The 17,158-nt window shown below is 71.2% G+C and carries 17 protein-coding genes and 1 pseudogene; 11 read left to right on the top strand and 7 right to left on the bottom strand.

Translation table 11 applies throughout. The features are described 5' to 3' along the window. Positions 1-64 precede the first annotated feature (64 nt). Complete coding sequence (locus JOC24_RS18380; protein ID WP_205021403.1) at positions 65-796, bottom strand: PIG-L deacetylase family protein; 732 nt, start codon at positions 794-796, stop codon at positions 65-67. 202 nt (positions 797-998) lie between these two features. Here JOC24_RS18380 and JOC24_RS18375 point away from each other — a divergent pair, with 202 nt between their 5' ends. Continuing rightward, a complete protein-coding gene (locus JOC24_RS18375; RefSeq protein WP_205021402.1) occupies positions 999-1,571 on the top strand; it encodes a rhodanese-like domain-containing protein in 573 nt (190 codons plus the stop codon). A gap of 15 nt (positions 1,572-1,586) precedes the next feature. On the opposite strand, the gene JOC24_RS18370 is transcribed toward JOC24_RS18375, so the two are convergent. Further along, positions 1,587-2,888, bottom strand: a complete 1,302-nt coding sequence (locus tag JOC24_RS18370; RefSeq protein ID WP_205021401.1) for an alpha/beta fold hydrolase — start codon at positions 2,886-2,888, stop codon at positions 1,587-1,589. 291 nt (positions 2,889-3,179) lie between these two features. Here JOC24_RS18370 and JOC24_RS18365 point away from each other — a divergent pair, with 291 nt between their 5' ends. Next, positions 3,180-4,004, top strand: coding sequence for an aldo/keto reductase (locus tag JOC24_RS18365; RefSeq protein WP_205021400.1), 825 nt, complete (start codon positions 3,180-3,182; stop codon positions 4,002-4,004). Between the two features lie 94 nt (positions 4,005-4,098). Here JOC24_RS18365 and JOC24_RS18360 read toward each other — a convergent pair whose 3' ends face one another. Beyond that, entirely contained in the window at positions 4,099-4,374 is a 276-nt protein-coding gene (locus JOC24_RS18360) for a DUF2087 domain-containing protein (RefSeq protein WP_205021399.1), read from the bottom strand. Positions 4,375-4,502: 128 nt separating this feature from the next. Between JOC24_RS18360 and JOC24_RS18355 the strand changes: the two genes are divergently transcribed. The 3 genes from JOC24_RS18355 (at position 4,503) to JOC24_RS18345 (ending at position 7,674) form a co-directional block, all read left to right on the top strand. Next, positions 4,503-5,477, top strand: coding sequence for an acetylxylan esterase (locus tag JOC24_RS18355; RefSeq protein WP_205021398.1), 975 nt, complete (start codon positions 4,503-4,505; stop codon positions 5,475-5,477). Between the two features lie 146 nt (positions 5,478-5,623). After that, positions 5,624-6,748: a Gfo/Idh/MocA family protein gene (locus tag JOC24_RS18350; protein ID WP_374104506.1), complete on the top strand. Its 1,125-nt coding sequence runs from the start codon at positions 5,624-5,626 to the stop codon at positions 6,746-6,748. Beyond that, on the top strand, positions 6,745-7,674 hold the full coding sequence (locus JOC24_RS18345; protein ID WP_205021396.1) for a DUF6807 domain-containing protein: 930 nt from the start codon (positions 6,745-6,747) through the stop codon (positions 7,672-7,674). The genes JOC24_RS18350 and JOC24_RS18345 overlap by 4 nt, the downstream gene beginning before the upstream one ends. Positions 7,675-7,737: 63 nt before the next feature. On the opposite strand, the gene JOC24_RS18340 is transcribed toward JOC24_RS18345, so the two are convergent. Further along, complete coding sequence (locus JOC24_RS18340; protein ID WP_205021395.1) at positions 7,738-8,181, bottom strand: nitroreductase family deazaflavin-dependent oxidoreductase; 444 nt, start codon at positions 8,179-8,181, stop codon at positions 7,738-7,740. Positions 8,182-8,503: 322 nt separating this feature from the next. On the opposite strand from JOC24_RS18340, the gene JOC24_RS18335 reads away from it, so the two are divergent. From JOC24_RS18335 to JOC24_RS18315, 5 genes and pseudogenes are all read left to right on the top strand, one after another. Further along, the gene (locus tag JOC24_RS18335) at positions 8,504-9,865 is read left to right on the top strand and encodes an FAD-dependent oxidoreductase (protein ID WP_205021394.1); all 1,362 of its coding nucleotides are present in this window, start codon (positions 8,504-8,506) and stop codon (positions 9,863-9,865) included. Positions 9,866-10,061: 196 nt separating this feature from the next. Beyond that, positions 10,062-10,682: an L-threonylcarbamoyladenylate synthase gene (locus JOC24_RS18330; RefSeq protein ID WP_205021393.1), complete on the top strand. Its 621-nt coding sequence runs from the start codon at positions 10,062-10,064 to the stop codon at positions 10,680-10,682. A gap of 113 nt (positions 10,683-10,795) precedes the next feature. Continuing rightward, positions 10,796-10,987 (top strand): DUF6381 family protein, encoded by a 192-nt coding sequence (locus JOC24_RS18325; protein ID WP_205021392.1) that lies wholly within the window; start codon positions 10,796-10,798, stop codon positions 10,985-10,987. Positions 10,988-11,216: 229 nt separating this feature from the next. Next, a pseudogene (locus JOC24_RS18320) lies at positions 11,217-11,597 on the top strand (RNA polymerase subunit sigma-24); the annotation flags it as partial. Between the two features lie 281 nt (positions 11,598-11,878). Next, the gene (locus JOC24_RS18315) at positions 11,879-12,280 is read left to right on the top strand and encodes a DUF2267 domain-containing protein (protein WP_205021525.1); all 402 of its coding nucleotides are present in this window, start codon (positions 11,879-11,881) and stop codon (positions 12,278-12,280) included. Here the strand turns inward: JOC24_RS18315 and JOC24_RS18310 are convergent. Then, a complete protein-coding gene (locus JOC24_RS18310) occupies positions 12,273-13,280 on the bottom strand; it encodes an MsnO8 family LLM class oxidoreductase (RefSeq protein WP_205021391.1) in 1,008 nt (335 codons plus the stop codon). The genes JOC24_RS18315 and JOC24_RS18310 overlap by 8 nt on opposite strands. A 49-nt stretch (positions 13,281-13,329) precedes the next feature. Beyond that, positions 13,330-13,716: an ArsR/SmtB family transcription factor gene (locus tag JOC24_RS18305; RefSeq protein ID WP_205021524.1), complete on the bottom strand. Its 387-nt coding sequence runs from the start codon at positions 13,714-13,716 to the stop codon at positions 13,330-13,332. A gap of 97 nt (positions 13,717-13,813) precedes the next feature. Between JOC24_RS18305 and JOC24_RS18300 the strand changes: the two genes are divergently transcribed. Next, positions 13,814-15,841, top strand: a complete 2,028-nt coding sequence (locus JOC24_RS18300; protein ID WP_205021390.1) for a heavy metal translocating P-type ATPase — start codon at positions 13,814-13,816, stop codon at positions 15,839-15,841. Positions 15,842-16,204: 363 nt separating this feature from the next. On the opposite strand, the gene JOC24_RS18295 is transcribed toward JOC24_RS18300, so the two are convergent. After that, positions 16,205-17,095 carry an endo alpha-1,4 polygalactosaminidase gene (locus JOC24_RS18295; protein WP_205021389.1) on the bottom strand — a complete coding sequence of 297 codons (891 nt, stop codon included), beginning with the start codon at positions 17,093-17,095 and terminating at the stop codon, positions 16,205-16,207. Between the last annotated feature and the right edge of the window lie 63 nt (positions 17,096-17,158).

The following is a 17,158-nucleotide window of genomic DNA, read 5'->3' as shown; positions in this document are numbered from 1 at the left end:
CGAGCGGCGACCTCGGCGACGGGGCCGGCCCGGGCGGGGAGCAGGCCCGAGCCGGCCGGGCGGTTCAGCGGGCGAAGACCTCGAAGGTGACGGCCGGGCGGCCGCCGAAGCGTTCGGCGGCCGCCGCGGTGGCGCCGGTCAGGAACGCACGGCAGTACGCCTCCGGGTCTTCCTCCGTCAGCACCTCGATGTAGGTGCGATGCGCCAGCAGCGACTGGACGGAACGCTCGAAACCCGAAGTCGCGTCGACCGCATGGGTGGGCCGGTCGGTACCCGCCACGGCGATCCAGCGCACCCCGTCCCACGGCTCCAGGCCCTGCTCGCGCAGCTCGGGGAAGATCCAGCGGTTTCCCGCGTCACCCGCGGCGTCCAGGGTGGCGCGGCCGACCGCTCGGTGGTCCGGGGTGTTCCAGGCGACGCCGCCCCAGGTGTCGCGGTGGTTGAGGGTGATGAGCAGTTCGGGCCGGTGGCGGCGGACCGCGGCGGCGATGTCGCGGCGCAACGCGGTGCCGTACTCGATGACGCCGTCACGGTGGTCGAGGAACTCCACGGAGGCGACGCCCACGGCCGCGGCGCCGGCCCGCTGCTCGCGCTCCCGCAGCGGAGCGCAGACATCGGGGGCGATCGTGTCGATCCCCGCCTCACCGCGGGTCGCGAGGAGATAGGTGACCTCGCGCCCCTCGTCGGTCCATCCGGCCACGGCGGCGGCGCAGCCGTATTCCAGGTCGTCGGGGTGGGCGACCACCGCCAGTGCACGGCGCCAGTCCGCGGGCATGGGTTCCAGCTGCTGTGTCATGCCGGGCAGGCTATTCGGCGAACGCAGGCGGATGCGTGCATTCCGGAAGCGGCTCGGGGCAGGGGCAGGGAGTTGCTCCGGTCGGACGTGCAGTACGACCGGCCGCGCCACACAGATATACCCCTACGGGTATTATTGGGGTTATCGCGGTGAGTACCACCGCGGACCGACCCCACTCCGGCGACCGAAAGGATTCCCGCCCGTGATCAGCCCCGCATCCCTCTCCCCCTCCGAGGCCGCAGCCAGGCTGGAGGACTTCACCGTCATCGACGTCCGGGCTCCCGGCGAGTACGCATCCGGGCACGTGCCCGGCGCCCTGAACATTCCGCTCGACCGGCTCCCCGAGGCGGTGCCCGCCCTGAAGTCGGCCTCCGCGCGCGGTTCCCTGCTGGTGGTGTGCGCATCCGGCGTGCGGTCCACCAGGGCGTGCGAGATCCTCGCCGACGCCGACATCCAGGCCGCGACCCTGTCCGGCGGGACCTCCGCCTGGGAGGGCGACGGCCATGGACTGGACCGCCCGGTGGGCGCCCGGGCGACCTGGCCGATGGAACGCCAGGTGCGCCTCGCCGCCGGTTCCCTCGTGGTGGCCGGCCTGGTCGCCGGCCGACGCCTCCCGGCGGCGCGGTGGCTGTCGGCCGGCATCGGCGCCGGTCTCGTCTACTCCGCGGTGAGCAACTCGTGCGGCATGGCCGCCGCCCTCGCGAAGCTGCCGTACAACCGCGCGCCGCAGTCGGCGGCCGACCTCGACGCCACACTGGACGCTCTCCAGGGCTGACGGATCCGGCAGAGGCTAGCGGTCGCTCTCGCCCCGCACGAGGGCGAGCAGCCGGTCCAGGACGTGGGTGCCGCCCGCACGCAGGCCGTCGTGCTCGTACTCGCTGGTGACCCACGTACGCAGGCCTCGGATCGAGGATGCGGTGCGCAGTGCGTGGCCGGTGTCCACGTACATGTCGTCGTGGTAGACGGCGGCGGCTACCGGAACCTCGTTGGCCGCCAGCCGCTCGACGTCGTACAGGGCCGGCCAGTCCGTCCGGGCGGCGAGCAGCTCCGCCGTCTCGCGCAGGGGGCGCAGCGCGGGATCGACGTCGAAGTGCCAGGGGTGGATGCTCTCTCCGGTGAAGAGCACGGGGCCGTCGCCCGCCAGTGCGGCGGCGGCGTCGAACTGCGGGAACTCGGCGCGGACGCGTTCTGCCGCCCAGTCGGTGGGCCGCGCGCCCTGGCCGTAGATGGCCTCGTGCATGAGGGCGTACAGCGGGTGGCCCGCGAACGAGGCGGCCGTCCGCATGGCCTCCTGGAAGGCGTCGGACAACTCGGCCCCGTGCGGGCCCTCGACGAAGGCGTTCTCCAGCATGTAGTGCAGCTGGTGACTGCCGCCGCCGGAACCCAGCATGATGCCGAGGGACTGGAACGCCTCGGGCGTCAGTGTGTGCCCGGCGCTGTCCGGGCGGTGCTCGGCGAGGTACGCGGCGATCGCGCGGGCACGCCCGACGTCCTGCGGGTAACGCGTGTAGTGCGCGGCGACCTTCCGCTCGATGCGCGGGTATCCGGCCCGGTATACGTCGTCGGCATGCGCGTCCAGGGAGGGCAGACCGCCGGTGATCAGGACGGCGGACAGCCCCTCCGGGGCGGCCGACAGATAGCGGACGGCACAGAAGCCACCGAAGGACTGCCCCAGGACGGTCCAGGGCGCGCCGCCGGCGAGCCGGGGGCGGATCAGTTCGCAGTCACGGACGATGCTGTCGGAACGGAAGTGGGCGAGGTAGTCGGCCTGTGCGCTCGGGCCACCGCGCATCGGCAGGGTCTGCCGGTTGGCGGGGGTGGACAGGCCGGTGCCGCGCTGGTCCAGGAGCAGCACACGGAACTCACGCACGGCCCGGCCCAGCCAGGCCTCCGCCCCGACGAAGCGGCGCGCGCCGAATCCGGGGCCGCCTTCCAGATAGACCAACCAGGGCAGGTGTTCCGCACCCCTGTCGCCGGCCACGGCTTCGCGGCCGAAGATCTCGATGGTCTCGCCGTCCGGATCGTCATGGTCGAGCGGGACCGTGAACCATCGGTCGGTGAAGACGACGCCGGGCTGGCGATAGCTGCTCAAAGAAACTCTCCTGTGTCCGCTGTTTCCCGGACAGTTCAGCACATCATCGAATTGCGGCCGTCCGCGGCCCTCGCGCATACCGCCCCGGGCGTCCGCGAGGGACCGCTGACGGCCGGGCACCCGGCGCCATCACACATACGGCACGCAGTGAGTGACGAAGCACCACAGAGGACTGTCCGGCGTTTGCACTTAACCCGGCGTTTGCGCTTAACCCGCGTGCGCAATTATTGTTGACGCCAGTAACCATCGTGTGCGGATCTACGTGGTCCGACACCAGTGAGAGGCACAGCCATGTCCACGGTCCCCACCGTCACGCTCAACAACGGCGTCACGATTCCGCAGCTCGGCTTCGGTGTCTTCCAGGTCCCCGACGACGAAACCACCGCCGCGGTCACCGGCGCCCTGGAGGCGGGCTACCGCTCCATCGACACCGCGGCCGTCTACGGCAACGAGGCGGGCGTGGGCCGCGCGCTGGCCGAGTCGGGGATTCCCCGCGAGGAGCTGTTCGTCACGACGAAGCTCTGGAACGCGGACCAGGGACATGACGCCGCACTCGCCGCTTTCGACGCGAGCCTGGACCTGCTCGGCCTCGACCATGTGGACCTCTACCTCATCCACTGGCCCACTCCGGCCCGTGACCTGTACGCCGACACCTGGCAAGCCCTGGAGAAGCTGCTGGCCGACGGCCGGATCCGCGCCGCCGGCGTTTCGAACTTCCAGCCCGCGCACCTGCGCCGACTGCGGGAGGAGAGCCCCCTCGTCCCCGCCGTCAACCAGATCGAACTGCACCCCGGGCTCCAGCAGAGCGAGCTGCGCGCGGTGCACGCCGAGCACGGCATCGCCACCGAGGCGTGGAGCCCGCTGGCCCAGGGCGCCCTCCTGGACGACGGGACGATCCTCTCCGTCGCCGCGCGCCACGGAAGGACTCCGGCACAGGTGGTTCTGCGCTGGCACCTCCAGCTCGGCAACGTCGTGATCCCGAAGTCGGTCACCCCAGCACGGATCCGGCAGAACATCGACGTCTTCGACTTCGAGCTCTCGGCCGCCGACATGGACGCGATCGCGGGCCTGGACCGCGGCATGCGTACCGGCCCCGACCCCGACACCCTCAACTGACAGGCGGCGAAGCCCCGGTCGCGCACCGCTGCCGGACAGGCGCGTCACACCCGCCCGGACGCACCCCATGAACGCGGCCGGGACGACCAGCAGGTCACCGGCCGCGCCGGTAGCTGCTGCCGTCCCTGGGCCGCTCCAGCAGCCCGGCGACCACGAGGTACCTGCGCAGGGCGGAGCAGTCCTCGTGCACCGCGAGCAGAGCGTCGTTGACCTCGCGCTCCGTGTAGACGCGGTCCCGTTCGAAGAGCGTGCGCGCGAGGTGCTCCAGCAGCTGCTCGCGGCGGGCCGGCTTGCGGGGGATCGCCGTCAGGCGCCCACCCGAGAAGAGTGCCGCTACCTGACGTGAACTGTGGGCCGGAGTCTCGGACATGCCGGAAGAATCGCAGCAGCCGGTCGGACCGGCAAGGCGTTTTCCCGCGATGCGAGAGCCGGTTGACGTTCGGGCAGACCGCCGTACGGTGTGACCATTCATTCACCTGACACCCAAGGCGGTTCCGCATGGCCCTCTTCGACCTGCCTCTCGACGAACTGCACACCTACCGCAGCCGGTCGGTGGAGCCCGAGGACTTCGACACGTTCTGGTCGGACACGCTCGACGAGGCGAGAACCCACGATCTGGACGCCCGCTTCGAGCTGCGCGCCGGCACGGGCCTCGTCACGGTCGACGTGTACGACGTGACGTTCGCCGGCTTCGGCGGCCACCCCGTCAAGGGCTGGTTCGTACTTCCCGCGGGAACCACCGAACCCCTGCCGGTGGTCGTGGAGTTCATCGGCTACGGCGGGGGACGGAGCCTGCCCCACGCGCACCTGCTCTGGGCCTCTGCCGGAATGGCCCACTTCGTGATGGACACCCGCGGCCAGGGCAGCGGCTGGGCCCCGGGCGACACCGCCGACCCCGTCGGCTCGGGCCCCTCCCTGCCGGGATTCATGACCCGGGGCATCGAGGACCCGGCTACGTACTACTACCGCAGGGTGATCACGGATGCCGTGCGCGCGGTGGAGGCGGCACGCTCGCACCACCTGGCCGACGCCTCGCGGACCGCTGCGATCGGCGCGAGCCAGGGCGGCGGCCTCGCCCTCGCAGTCGGAGGGCTGGTGCCCGACCTGGCGGCCGTCGCGCCGGACGTACCGTTCCTCTGCGACTTCCCCCGGGCGACCCGGATGACCGACCGCAAGCCGTACCGCGAGATCGGCGACTACCTCAAGACGCACCGGGGCCGGGCCGAGCGGACGGAGAGGACACTCGCCTACTTCGACGGGGTGCACTTCGCCGCACGGGGGCGGGCACCCGCGCTGTTCTCCGTGGCCATGGAGGACCTGACCTGCCCGCCGTCCACCGTGTTCGCCGCGTACAACGCGTACGCACACGCGGACAAGGAGATCGAGGTGTACGACTTCAACGACCATGAGGGCGGCGGCCCGTTCCAGCATGCCGTGCAGCTCAGGCGACTTCCGGGACTGCTGAAGGCCTGACGCGAGCGCGCCGCCCGCACCCCTTGACCCGCCTCACGCGCGGAGCCTAGGTTTCCCGGGAGAAAGCGCTTGCTGTCCGGCGGGCGCCTCTTTCCTCAGCCGAAGGGGTGTTTGTCACGGCCAGCAATACTTCGCGCCGGGAGCCGGTGCGGGTCGCGATCGTCGGCACGGGTGCGATCGCGCGCGGCAGTCATCTGCCGGCGTTGACCGCCCTCGGCGCCGGGCAGCCGTTGGAGATCGTCGCCGCGGTCGACATCGACGCGGCGGCGGTGGCGGCGTTCTGCACCGACGCGGGGATCGCGCACCCGTACACCGACCTCGGCCTGATGCTCACCGAGCAGCGCCCGGACCTGGTCACTCTCGCCACCCCGCCCCGCTTCCACCGCGACCAGACCGTGGCCGCTCTGCGTGCCGGGGCCTGGGTGTGGTGCGAGAAGCCGCCCTGCCCGTCGCTGGAGGACTTCGACGCGATCGAGGCGGCCGAGGGCCCCGACGGCGCAGGCCCGTACGCGGCGATCGTGTTCCAGCACCGCTTCGGCTCGGGATCCCGCCACGTGAAGGACCTGCTCGGCAAACAAGCCATGGGCCGGCCGCTGGTGGCCCACTGCCAGACGACCTGGTTCAGGGACGAGGCGTACTACTCCGTGCCCTGGCGCGGCACATGGAGCAGCGAGGGCGGCGGCCCGTCGATGGGGCACGGCATCCACCAGATGGACCTGATGCTGGATCTGCTGGGCCCGTGGGCCGAGATCCGCGCGATGGCGGGGCGGCTGGTCCACGACGTCGAGACGGAGGACGTCTCCACCGCGCTGATCCGTTTCGAGGGCGGAGCGATGGCCACGGTGGTCAACAGCGTGCTCAGCCCGGACGAGGTCAGCCGGATCCGGATCGACTGCGAACGGGCGACGGTCGAACTGGTTCATCTGTACGGGCATCGCAACGCGGACTGGCGGATCACACCGGCGCCCGGGGTCACGTCCGAAGAGGCGGACGCCTGGCGGGACTTCGGGCCCGATGTGCCCAGCTCGCACGAGGCGCAGCTCAAGGGCCTGCTGGCGGACCTGCGGGCCGGACGCAGGCCGCGGAGCAGCGGCGCGGACGGCCGCAAGAGCCTCGAACTGGTCGCCGCTCTGTACAAGGCGGCTTTCACCGGGTCGACCGTGCGGGCCGGGGAGATCGGTCCCGGCGACCCCTTCTACGGCGCGCTGCACGGCAACGCTCCCGGCTGGGCCCCGGAGCATCGGGAGCGGTCTGCGGAGGTCCCGGCATGAGACGGACCATGGAGCTCGTGCACCGGCACGGTGACCACCTCTCCGTCACGGCGACGGGAAGCGGGGTGGAACTGCTGCGCTACGTCTACCGGGCCGAGGACGCGTGGGAGGCCCCCAAGCCCTACATCCATCCTCTGCGCACGCTGTCCGGGCGGGTGGTGACCGGGTACCGGCCCAACGACCACCGCTGGCACAAGGGCCTACAGTTGACCGCCTCGCACCTTTCGGGCGCGAACCTGTGGGGCGGCAACAGCTATGTGCACGGCGAGGGGTACTTGGCCCTCCCGGAGCGCGTCGGGTCCATGGCGCACGCCGGTTTCGACGACGTGTCGGTGCGCGAGGACGGGGTCAGGTTCTCGGAACGGCTGACGTGGCACCCGCACGGCGGGGAGCTCTGGGCCGAGGAGACGCGCCGCATCGAGGTGCACGACGTCGACGCCCTGACCGGCAGCTGGGCGCTGACGTGGTCGTCCTCGGTCACCAACCGGCGCGGGGAACCGCTGCGGTTCGGCAGTCCGACGACGCACGGACGGCCGGCCGCGGGGTACACCGGCCTCTTCTGGCGGGGGCCGCGCGCCTTCCGGGACGGGCGGATCATCGCCCCGGACGCCGAGGGGCCGGAGATGATGGGGCAGCAGGCCCCCTGGCTCGCGTACAGCGGTGAGCACGACGAGGCGGACGGGCACGCGACGCTCGTCTTCGTCCACTCCCCCGAGAACGACCACAGCGGCGAACACGGCACGCATCCGGCCCACTGGTTCGTGCGCAACTCCACCTTCGCGGCGGTCGCCCCCTCGTTCGCCTTCCACGAGGAGCTGGTGCTGGAACCGGGGGCGACCCTGACCCGCCGGTACCGGGTGCTGGTCGCGGACGGGGCCTGGGAGCGCGACCGGATCGCCTCCGCGGTCGAAGGCCTGTCCTGGTAGCGGACCGGCCCCGGGCAGCAGGTTCCCCCGCATGCCCCGGCTCCGGCCGGTCCGCTCCCGGCCTCAGCCCTTCGCAGCCGCGGAAAGCACGAAGACGGGGATCTCCCGGTCGGTCTTGTCCTGGTAGTCGGCGTAGTCGGGGAATGCCTCGACGGCGCGGCCCCACCAGAGGGCCTTCTCCTCGCCTGTGACCTCGCGGGCGACCATGTCGCGCAGCGCCGTCCCGTCCCGCAGCTCCACCTGCGGGTCGGCGCGCACGTTGTGGTACCAGACGGGGTGCTTGGGGGCCCCGCCGAGCGAGGCGACCACGGCGTACTCACCGTCGTGCTCGACCCGCATGAGCGGGGTCTTGCGGAGCTTGCCGCTCTTGGCACCGCGCGTCGTGAGAAGGATGACGGGCATGCCGCGCAGGGTGGTCCCCTGCGTACCGCCGGAGCTCTCGATGAGCTCGACCTGCTCACGGACCCACGTCGTCGGGCTCGGCTCGTACTCGCCATCGATCGGCATGACACCTGTCCTCTCGTCGGAGTGCTGCGGTCGTGTGCCCATCATGGCTCCGTCGTGGACCGGGAGCCTGCAGAGACACCGGCGTACAGTCTGCCCACCACCCGCCGTCTCATTCCCTGGACCCGCGTGAGACGGCAGGGGCGGCATCCACTCACGGAATCCCGACCATTACCAGCCGATACGTCCAGTTATTTTCGTAAAATCCACCCGCCCCGCCCCAGAGACTCGCGCGCACAGGCCGTACCGTAGGGGCAGCGGAGTAAGCCAAGCCTTACCCCGCTGCACTCTGCCCTTGCTCGTCCGCCCTAAGGAACAACACTCCATGACACGCCCCGTCCGCGTCGCCATCGTCGGAGCCGGTCCCGCCGGAATCTACGCAGCGGACGCGCTTCTCAAGTCCGAGGCCGCCCAGGAGCCGGGCGTATCGATCGACCTGTTCGAGCGCATGCCCGCTCCCTTCGGCCTGATCCGGTACGGAGTGGCTCCGGACCACCCGAGGATCAAGGGCATCGTCAAGGCGCTCCACCAGGTACTGGACAAGCCGCAGCTGCGGCTCTTCGGCAACGTCGCCTACCCGGACGACATCTGCCTGGACGACCTGCGGTCCTTCTACGACGCCGTGATCTTCTCCACCGGCGCCGAAGCCGACCGCGCCCTCGACATACCCGGGATCGAGCTGGAGGGTTCCTACGGCGCGGCGGACTTCGTGGCCTGGTACGACGGGCACCCCGAGGTTCCCCGCACCTGGCCGCTGGAGGCCGAGAAGGTCGCCGTGCTCGGCGTCGGCAACGTGGCCCTGGACGTGGCACGCATCCTCGCCAAGACGGCGGACGAGCTGCTCCCGACCGAGATCCCCGCGAACGTCTACGACGGGCTCAAGGCGAACAAGGCTCTGGAGGTGCACGTCTTCGGGCGGCGCGGGCCCGCCCAGGCGAAGTTCAGCCCGATGGAGCTGCGCGAGCTGGACCACTCGCCGAACATCGAGGTCATCGTCAACCCCGAGGACATCGACTACGACGAGGGGTCGATCGCCACCCGGCGGGAGAACAAGCAGGCCAACATGGTCGCGTCCACGCTCGAGAACTGGGCGATCCGGGACGTGGGCGACCGCCCGCACAAGCTGTTCCTGCACTTCTTCGAGTCCCCGGTGGAGGTCGTCGGCGAGGACGGCCGCGTCGTCGCCCTGCGTACCGAGCGCACGGAGCTGGACGGCACCGGCAACGTCAAGGGCACGGGCCGCCACACGGACTGGGACGTGCAGAGCGTCTACCGCGCGGTCGGCTACTACTCGGAGGAGCTCCCGAAGCTGCCCTTCGACGTGGTCTCCGGCACCGTCCCGCACGCGGCCGGACGTGTTCTGGCCGGTGACCAGCCGATGCCCTCGGTGTACGTCACCGGATGGATCAAGCGCGGTCCGATCGGCCTGATCGGGCACACCAAGGGCGACGCGAACGAAACCGTGGCCTGCCTGCTGGAGGACCACGCCGCAGGACGGCTGCCGGCCCCCGCGCAGCCCGGGCCCGACGCGGTCGTGGACTTCCTGGAGCAGCGCGGGATCCGGTACACCACCAAGGAGGGCTGGCACCGGCTGGACGCCCACGAGCAGGCTCTGGGCGCCGAGCAGGGCCGTGAGCGCGTCAAGGTCGTCGAGCGCACGGCGATGCTGGACGCCTCTGGAGCCTGACCGCCCGCCGCAGGCACCGCGCCCCCGGACCCCTCGTCGAGACGGGCCCCGGAGGCGCGGTGCTGTCCGGAAGAAGAGCAGCGTTCCCGGAAGCGGCGAGGTCGGCCGCAGACCCTGACCGCACTGCGCGCCGTGCCTCCCCGTGCCGGCTAGCGGTGAGCGGAAGGCAAAGGCCCCGAGGCCGTAGACTCGCCCAATGGCCAAGTACTTCGACGTGCACCCCGAGAACCCCCAGCGCCGCACCATCACCAACGTGGCCGAGAGCATCCGGTCCGGCGCCCTCGTCGCGTATCCGACCGATTCCTGCTACGCCCTGGGATGTCAGCTGGGCAGCCGTGACGGGATCGACCGCATCCGGTCGATCCGTAACCTCGACGACCGTCACCACTTCACCCTGGTGTGCCAGAACTTCTCGCAGCTCGGCCAGTTCGTCCAGGTCGACAACGACGTGTTCCGCGCCATCAAGGCGGCGACGCCCGGGAGTTACACCTTCATCCTCCCCGCCACCAAAGAGGTGCCGCGCCAGCTGCTCCACCCGAAGAAGAAGACCGTCGGCGTCCGGATCCCCGATCACACCGTCACGCAGGCACTCCTGTCCGAGCTCGGTGAGCCGTTGCTGTCCAGCACGCTGCTCCTGCCGGACGAGGAGGAGCCGCTGACGCAGGGCTGGGAGATCAAGGAGCGTCTCGACCACGTGGTGGACGTCGTGCTCGACTCCGGTGACTGCGGGACCGAGCCGACCACCGTCATCGACTTCTCCGGCGGCGAGCTGGAGGTCGTACGCCGGGGGGCCGGAGACCTGACGCGGTTCGAGTAGGACCTCACTCCTCACGGTCACTCCGCGCTCACGGCGCTCTCGCTGAGATGCGCGCACCCCCGGGTGCCTGGTTCGGTGGAGGAGTCCGCTCCGCCCAGCGCCAGGGAGTGATCATGAGCGAGTCAGAAGATGTCCGGGGCCGTCTCCAGCAGATGCGCGGCCGGGCCAAGGACCTCGAGAAGGCCGCCGAGCAGGCCGCCGACCCTGCGGAACGGCGGCGCCTCAAGGACGAGGCGCTCCGACTCGAATCGCAGAGCGTGCAGGTCAGTGGCATGGCGAGCGGGGACATCTACCCCATGGAATGACCAGGGGCGCGGCTTGGCGGTCGGTCCCTGAACCCCTTCGGCAGCCGGCTTCCGAGCCGGTCGTGTGGGTCACCGCTCAGATGTCGAGCGGTGACCGGGCGGGGTCCGCTTCCGGTGAGGCCCCGTGACCGAGCGGCCAGGGCCTGGCTCTGCTCGCCGGGGGCGTGGGTGCGCGCGGGCTGCGTAGCCGCGCCGAGCCGTTGCGCCGGCCTGCCGTGGTGCCGTTCAGTCCGAGCGTTTCTTCGCGGCGGCGACGGGCGACGACATCAACACCCTCAGGGAGGTGCTCTCCCCGGACGTGACGCTGTGGACGGACGGCGGCGGCAAGGTCCGCCAGGCCCTCAAGCCGGTCGTCGGCCTGGGGACCGTGGCCGGTTGGTTCGCCGCGCTCGGCACCGTGACCTACCGGGGCATCGAGCCCGGGCAGATGCGGGCGGAGATCACCTGGATCAACGGCGGCCCGGGGGTGGTCTTCCGCGGCCCGGACCGCGTGATCGCCACGATCACCCTCGATTTCGACCCGGAGGGCCGCATCTCGACCATCCACAACGTGGCAAACCCGGACAAGCTCCGATCCGTCACCGCCGGCACTCGGCACGAACTCTGTTGATCCGCCCGCTCGTTGTCGCGCGCGGGCCGGACCCGACCGGTACACGGCCGATCGTCCGCAGTAACGCTGGGTTGCGCCGACACCGTGATCGCCCCCGAAGGACTTCCGGAGCCGAACACTCGGGAGGCTGCGGGACCGCGCCCCGCTTGCCCTCCCCGCCGACCGGTGTTAATACCGGAAATGAGGCGACATACGGTGGATACGCGGAGGGCGGGGCACGGGCTTCCCCTCCCCCGCCCCGCTCTCCGCTCGCGCTCCGCGAAGGGGGCCCGGTGACGTACATGAGATGGCAGGCGTTCCTGGAGGCCGTGCAGGAACGCGGCGCCTACCCATCGGCCCTGGAGGCGGAGCGCGCGTCGCGCGTGGTGCTGGCACTGCTCGGAGCGCACCTGGTGGGCGAGGAGCGCAACGAACTGGCCGCCCGGCTTCCCGAGACGTTCGCGCTCATTCTCCTGAACCCCCTGCAGGCCGCCGAACCACTCAGCTCCGAGCGGTTCGTACGCGCAGTGTCCGCCTGGATCGAGGGCGCGAGCGAGCGGACGGCGGCCTGGGACACCAGCGCGGTGCTCAGTGTGGTGGCCGACGCCTCGGGCGAGGAACTGCTCCAGCGCCTCCTACTGCAGCTGCCCCCGGGGTACGACCTGTTGTTCGGTCACCCCGGAAGCGACCGGCCACTCAGCTGATACCCGCGATACCCGCGAGCCGCCGCATCGAGTCCACCAGCGCCTCACGATCGTAGGTGCTCGTGGTGACCAGCACTTCGTCCGCGCCGGTCTCCCTGACCACCGCCTCGACTCCGGCGGCCACGGCGTCCTCGGTCCCCGCGAGATGTCCGCGCAGTCCGTCCTCGAACAGCGCGCGCTCCTTCTCCGTCATGGCCAGCGCTTCGATCCGCTCGGCCGGCGCCAGCGGCGGAAACGTGCCATGGGTGCGCGCGTACGCCATGGACCAGGCTTCGGGAACCAGCAGTCGCCGCGCCTCCTCCTCGGTGGCGGCGAGCGCCACGGTCCCGGCCACGATCACGTAGGGCTCACGGCCCCACACCGAGGGCCGGAAGCCACTGCGATAGGCCTCGACGGCCCGGATCAGCTTGTCGCGGCCCCGGAGATCACCCACGACGAGCGGCAGACCGGCCCCGGCGGCGATGGTGGCGCCCCGGCCGGTCGCCAGGACGTACGGGGGGATGCGCAGCCCCTCGGCCGGAAGGGCATGGACCTGGGGGTGGGTCTGCTGAGTGCCGTCCAGCCATCCGAGGACCTCGGCGAGCTGCCCGGCGAAGGCGTCGGCGTCCTCCTTGTCCCGGCCGAGAGCCCTGCGGATCCCGTCGGTGAAGCCGACCGACCGCCCCAGCCCCATGTCGATCCGGCCCGGGAAGAGAGAGGCGAGCACTCCGAACTGCTCGGCCACGACGAGGGGCTGATGGTTCGGGAGCATCACCCCGCCGGTCCCGACCCTGATGGTGGAGGTCGCGGCCGCGACGGCCGCGGCCAGCACCGTCGGCGCCGAACCGGCCACGCCGGGAACGCTGTGGTGCTCGGACACCCAGAAGCGGTGGTAGCCGAGGGCCTCGGCCGTGCCCGCCAGCGTGACGGTGTCGCGCAGCGCCTGCGGGGCGTCGTGTCCCTCGCGGGTGCGGGAACGGTCCAGGAAGGAGAAGCGGGTCGATGCAAGGGAGGAGCTCACACAGGGTTCAACACTGCGGGCGCGACGAGATTCCCGCGCCGCCGGGCACTCAGCGCCCCGGCGCCGCCGCTGCCGTCTCGGCGGGCATGTCACGAAGTCCGAGACGCAGGTGCTCGACGTGATAGAGGGCCTGGTCGAGGAGTTCGGCGACGTGGTGGTCGTACAGCGAATACACGATGGAACGCCCTTGACGCTCGCCCGCGACCAGCCCCAGGTTCCGCAGGAGGCGCAGTTGGTGGGAGCAGGCCGAGGGCTCCATCTCCACCGCCTCGGCAAGGTCACCGACCGCGCAGGGCCCCTCCTGGAGGCGCGCCAGAATCCGCAGCCGGGAGGGCGTGGCCAGCGCCTGGAGGGTCGAGGCGACACCTGCTGCCCCCACGGCATCCAGGCGCTCCCGGGTGGTGGCGGTGCTCTGCTCGTCGCGTCCGTGACCCATGGCGCCCATTCTACGGATGACACATGAAGACCTGTTCAGGTATTCCTGTACGGTGAGGGCGTCGTCGTTCCCACCACCCTTGAGGGGTCGTTCCGTCATGCCCGCCGATGTCCTTCCGCGCCCCTCGCGCAGCGTGTCAGCCGAGCCGGGCGGTGTCCCCCGGCGCCGGACGCGCGTCCTCGCGCTGGCCGAGGCCCGCTGGGCGGGCGCGGCTCTGGCGCTGTTCCTGCTCGCGCTCCCGCTGGAGCTGGCCGGTGCCCCCGTCTGGGCGTGGGGCCCGCTGTACGCGCTCGCCTACGCCGCCGGGGGCTGGGAGCCGGCCCTGTCGGGCCTGCGGGAGCTCCGGGAGAAGGTGCTGGACGTGGACCTGCTGATGATCGTGGCGGCGCTCGGCGCCGCATCGATCGGGCAGGTGATGGACGGGGCGCTGCTGATCGTCATCTTCGCGACCTCCGGCGCACTGGAGGCGCTGGCCACGGCGCGCACCCAGGACGCGGTCCGCGGACTCCTCGGCCTCGCTCCGGCCACCGCCTCCCGCGTCACGGCGGGCGGTGGCGAGGAGAGCGTCGCCACCGGGGACCTCGTGGTCGGCGACGTCATCCGCATCCGGCCCGGTGAGCGCGTCGGCGCCGACGGCCGGGTCCTCGACGGTGCGAGCGAGGTCGATCAGGCCACCATCACCGGCGAGCCGCTGCCCGCGCCCAAGGAGCCGGGGGACGAGGTGTTCGCCGGGACGCTGAACGGTACGGGCACACTGAAGGTCGCCGTCGAGCGGGACACCTCCGAATCGGTGATCGCCCGCATCGTCGCCATGACCGAGGAGGCCTCCCGGACCAAGGCCCCCACCCAACTGTTCATCGAGAAGATCGAGCAGCGCTATTCGCTCGGCATGGTGGCCGCGACCCTGGCCGTCTTCCTGGTACCCCTCGCCTTCGGCGACGACCTGACCGGCAGCCTGCTGCGCGCCATGACGTTCATGATCGTGGCCTCCCCCTGCGCCGTGGTCCTGGCGACCATGCCACCCCTGCTCTCCGCCATGGCCAATGCGGGACGGCACGGCGTCCTCGTCAAGTCCGCCGTCGTCATGGAACGCCTCGGACAGGCCGACGCGGTCGCGCTGGACAAGACCGGCACCCTCACGAAGGGCACCCCGCGCGTCACCGACATCCGTCCCCTGCCTGGAGCGGGGCTGACCGGCGACAGGCTGCTGGCACTGGCCGCCGCCGCGGAGGACCCCAGCGAGCATCCGCTGGCCCGCGCCGTCGTGAGTGCCGCCCGGGAGCGAAAGCTCCCCCTGCTCCCCGCCTCGGAGTTCACCTCGGCCCCGGGTACGGGTGTCACCGCCACCGTCGGCGGCCGCCGCGTCGCCGTCGGCTCCCCCGCCCGGCTCCTTCGTGACACCGGCTCACCCGCGGCGTGCCGGGCCGCCGCCTCGGCCGCCGCGATGGAGGAGACCGGGTGCACCGCGGTGCTCGTCCTGCGTGACGGCCTGCCGGTCGGTGTCCTGGGCATCGCCGACCGCATCCGGTGCGACGCGGCGGCGACCGTTGCCTCGCTGGCCGTTCTGACCGGCTGCACCCCGATGCTGCTGACCGGCGACAATCCCCGCGCCGCCGCCCGGCTGGCCGCCGAGGCCGGCATCACCGACGTACGGGCCGGGCTCCTCCCCGAGGACAAGGCGTCCGCCGTCCGCGAGCAGGAGCGGGCCGGGCGCAGGGTTCTGGTCGTGGGCGATGGAGTCAACGACGCACCCGCGCTGGCCGCCGCCCACGTCGGAATCGCGATGGGGCGGGCGGGGTCCGATCTGGCCCTGGAGACCGCGGACGCCGTCATCATCCGCGACGAACTCGCCACCGTACCCGCGGTCGTCGCCCTCTCCCGGGCGACCCGCCGGCTGGTCGTGCAGAATCTGGTCGTCGCCGGCGCGTTCATCTCCGTCCTGGTCGCATGGGACCTCATCGGTCATCTGCCGCTCCCGCTGGGAGTACTGGGGCACGAGGGCTCCACCGTCATCGTGGGCCTCAACGGCCTCCGGCTGCTGCGCGAGACGGCCTGGAGCCGCGCGGCCGGCCAGGGCGGCCCCGGTGCGCCTACGCCAGCCGGGCCGGCCTCGGCCACAGGCTGACACGACCTCGCCCACGGTCAGGTGCTCGGGTCGAAGCAGGCCCGGTCCATCTGGACGACTTCGAGATCTTCGTGTCCGAATGCACACGCCCGAGTGTCAGCCGACCGAAGTACCCGTGTCTCCGGTTGTCCTTGGGCTGTTGGCCGGTGCTACTGGTGTGTCACCGGGTTCCCGCGAAGGTCACCGGCTATGTGGCTCCGCCCACCAGGCTCACGCACGGCTGACCTGGGCTGGATTCATCATCTTGACCACACGCATGACCGAAACCCTGTGTGCCGAGCGCAGCACACACAGCCACCGGGTGACTTGCCCACATAAAACCGCAATGCGCGCCCCCGGGCCTGCGGTGCGAAGGCGCCGGAGTCAGCAGGTCCGGAACACGTGCCCCTTCTCACTCGCGGGGAGCACATCGAGGTCTCGCAGGACGAGGGAGATCCTGTCGCCCCAGGCGGAACAGGTCTCGTCGAAGCCCACGTCGCCCTCACCCTCGTATTCGATCGCGAAGACCCGGTCGTCGTACGCGTCGGCGTACGCATCGCATTCGTCGAACTGGGCGCATTCCTCGGTCACCGCGAAGTCGAAGCCGATCGCGGCATGGCGGTCGAGCAGGTCGGTGGTGTTCTTCTGGCCGATCGCCAGGCCGTCGCTGTGGGCACGCGCGGCAAGTGCCTTCGCGAACGCGGCGTTGTGATCCTGCGTGAGCTTGCCCTTCGACCGTTCGAAGGAGTCGAGGTTGTCCGGTTCCACCGCCTGGAAGCCGTTTTTCGCGCAGCCGTCGATCCACTTCCCGACGATCTCCGCGAGCTGGGTGCGCCGGGCGGCCGTGGAGGTGTCCAGGAGAGCTTCGCCCCATCCCTCGTCGATGACCAGTTCCCCGTCACCGTCGCGCAGCAGGAGGTCCGGGTGGGTGTCCTGCCACCAGTCCAGTGCGCCGGGCTGGACCTGGAAGGCGTTGACGTAGCAGACGTTGTACTGACCGGGTACCGACTCGTCCTCGCGGTCGCGGGACACCGCCCGCACGCCGTCGGGCGGCGTGTAGCCGCCCCCGATCTGATAGTCGAACATCATGCCTGCCGTCGGCAGGAGGACGTCGGCAGCCTTGGTCCGCAGGGGGAGTTCGGCGGCGCCGGACTCCCCGCCCTCGGCGGAGCAGCCCGCCAGCACGCCCACCGCGAGGGCGGAGGCGAGGCCCGTCGCAACACCGGCGACCACGCGCCCACGGCGGAAGAACAGGGAATGGGCGCGGCCGGTCACTCTTGTCTCCAGGTGTCAGACATCGGGAAGGAAGATCCACCGCTCATCTTCCTTCACCGGCCC

It is taken from the genome of Streptomyces sp. HB132 (genome assembly GCF_016909575.1).
GTDB lineage: Bacteria > Actinomycetota > Actinomycetes > Streptomycetales > Streptomycetaceae > Streptomyces.
This window is presented reverse-complemented; position numbering and strand designations above follow the sequence as displayed.

Coding starts and splice junctions, on each gene's coding strand:
- JOC24_RS18330 (WP_205021393.1), top strand. CDS start 10,062: ATGGCCAAGTACTTCGACGTGCACCCCGAGAACCCCCAGCGCCGCACC.
- JOC24_RS18365 (WP_205021400.1), top strand. CDS start 3,180: ATGTCCACGGTCCCCACCGTCACGCTCAACAACGGCGTCACGATTCCG.
- JOC24_RS18300 (WP_205021390.1), top strand. CDS start 13,814: ATGCCCGCCGATGTCCTTCCGCGCCCCTCGCGCAGCGTGTCAGCCGAG.
- JOC24_RS18360 (WP_205021399.1), bottom strand. CDS start 4,374: ATGTCCGAGACTCCGGCCCACAGTTCACGTCAGGTAGCGGCACTCTTC.
- JOC24_RS18355 (WP_205021398.1), top strand. CDS start 4,503: ATGGCCCTCTTCGACCTGCCTCTCGACGAACTGCACACCTACCGCAGC.
- JOC24_RS18340 (WP_205021395.1), bottom strand. CDS start 8,181: ATGCCGATCGATGGCGAGTACGAGCCGAGCCCGACGACGTGGGTCCGT.
- JOC24_RS18305 (WP_205021524.1), bottom strand. CDS start 13,716: ATGGGTCACGGACGCGACGAGCAGAGCACCGCCACCACCCGGGAGCGC.
- JOC24_RS18315 (WP_205021525.1), top strand. CDS start 11,879: ATGAGATGGCAGGCGTTCCTGGAGGCCGTGCAGGAACGCGGCGCCTAC.
- JOC24_RS18380 (WP_205021403.1), bottom strand. CDS start 796: ATGACACAGCAGCTGGAACCCATGCCCGCGGACTGGCGCCGTGCACTG.
- JOC24_RS18335 (WP_205021394.1), top strand. CDS start 8,504: ATGACACGCCCCGTCCGCGTCGCCATCGTCGGAGCCGGTCCCGCCGGA.
- JOC24_RS18345 (WP_205021396.1), top strand. CDS start 6,745: ATGAGACGGACCATGGAGCTCGTGCACCGGCACGGTGACCACCTCTCC.
- JOC24_RS18325 (WP_205021392.1), top strand. CDS start 10,796: ATGAGCGAGTCAGAAGATGTCCGGGGCCGTCTCCAGCAGATGCGCGGC.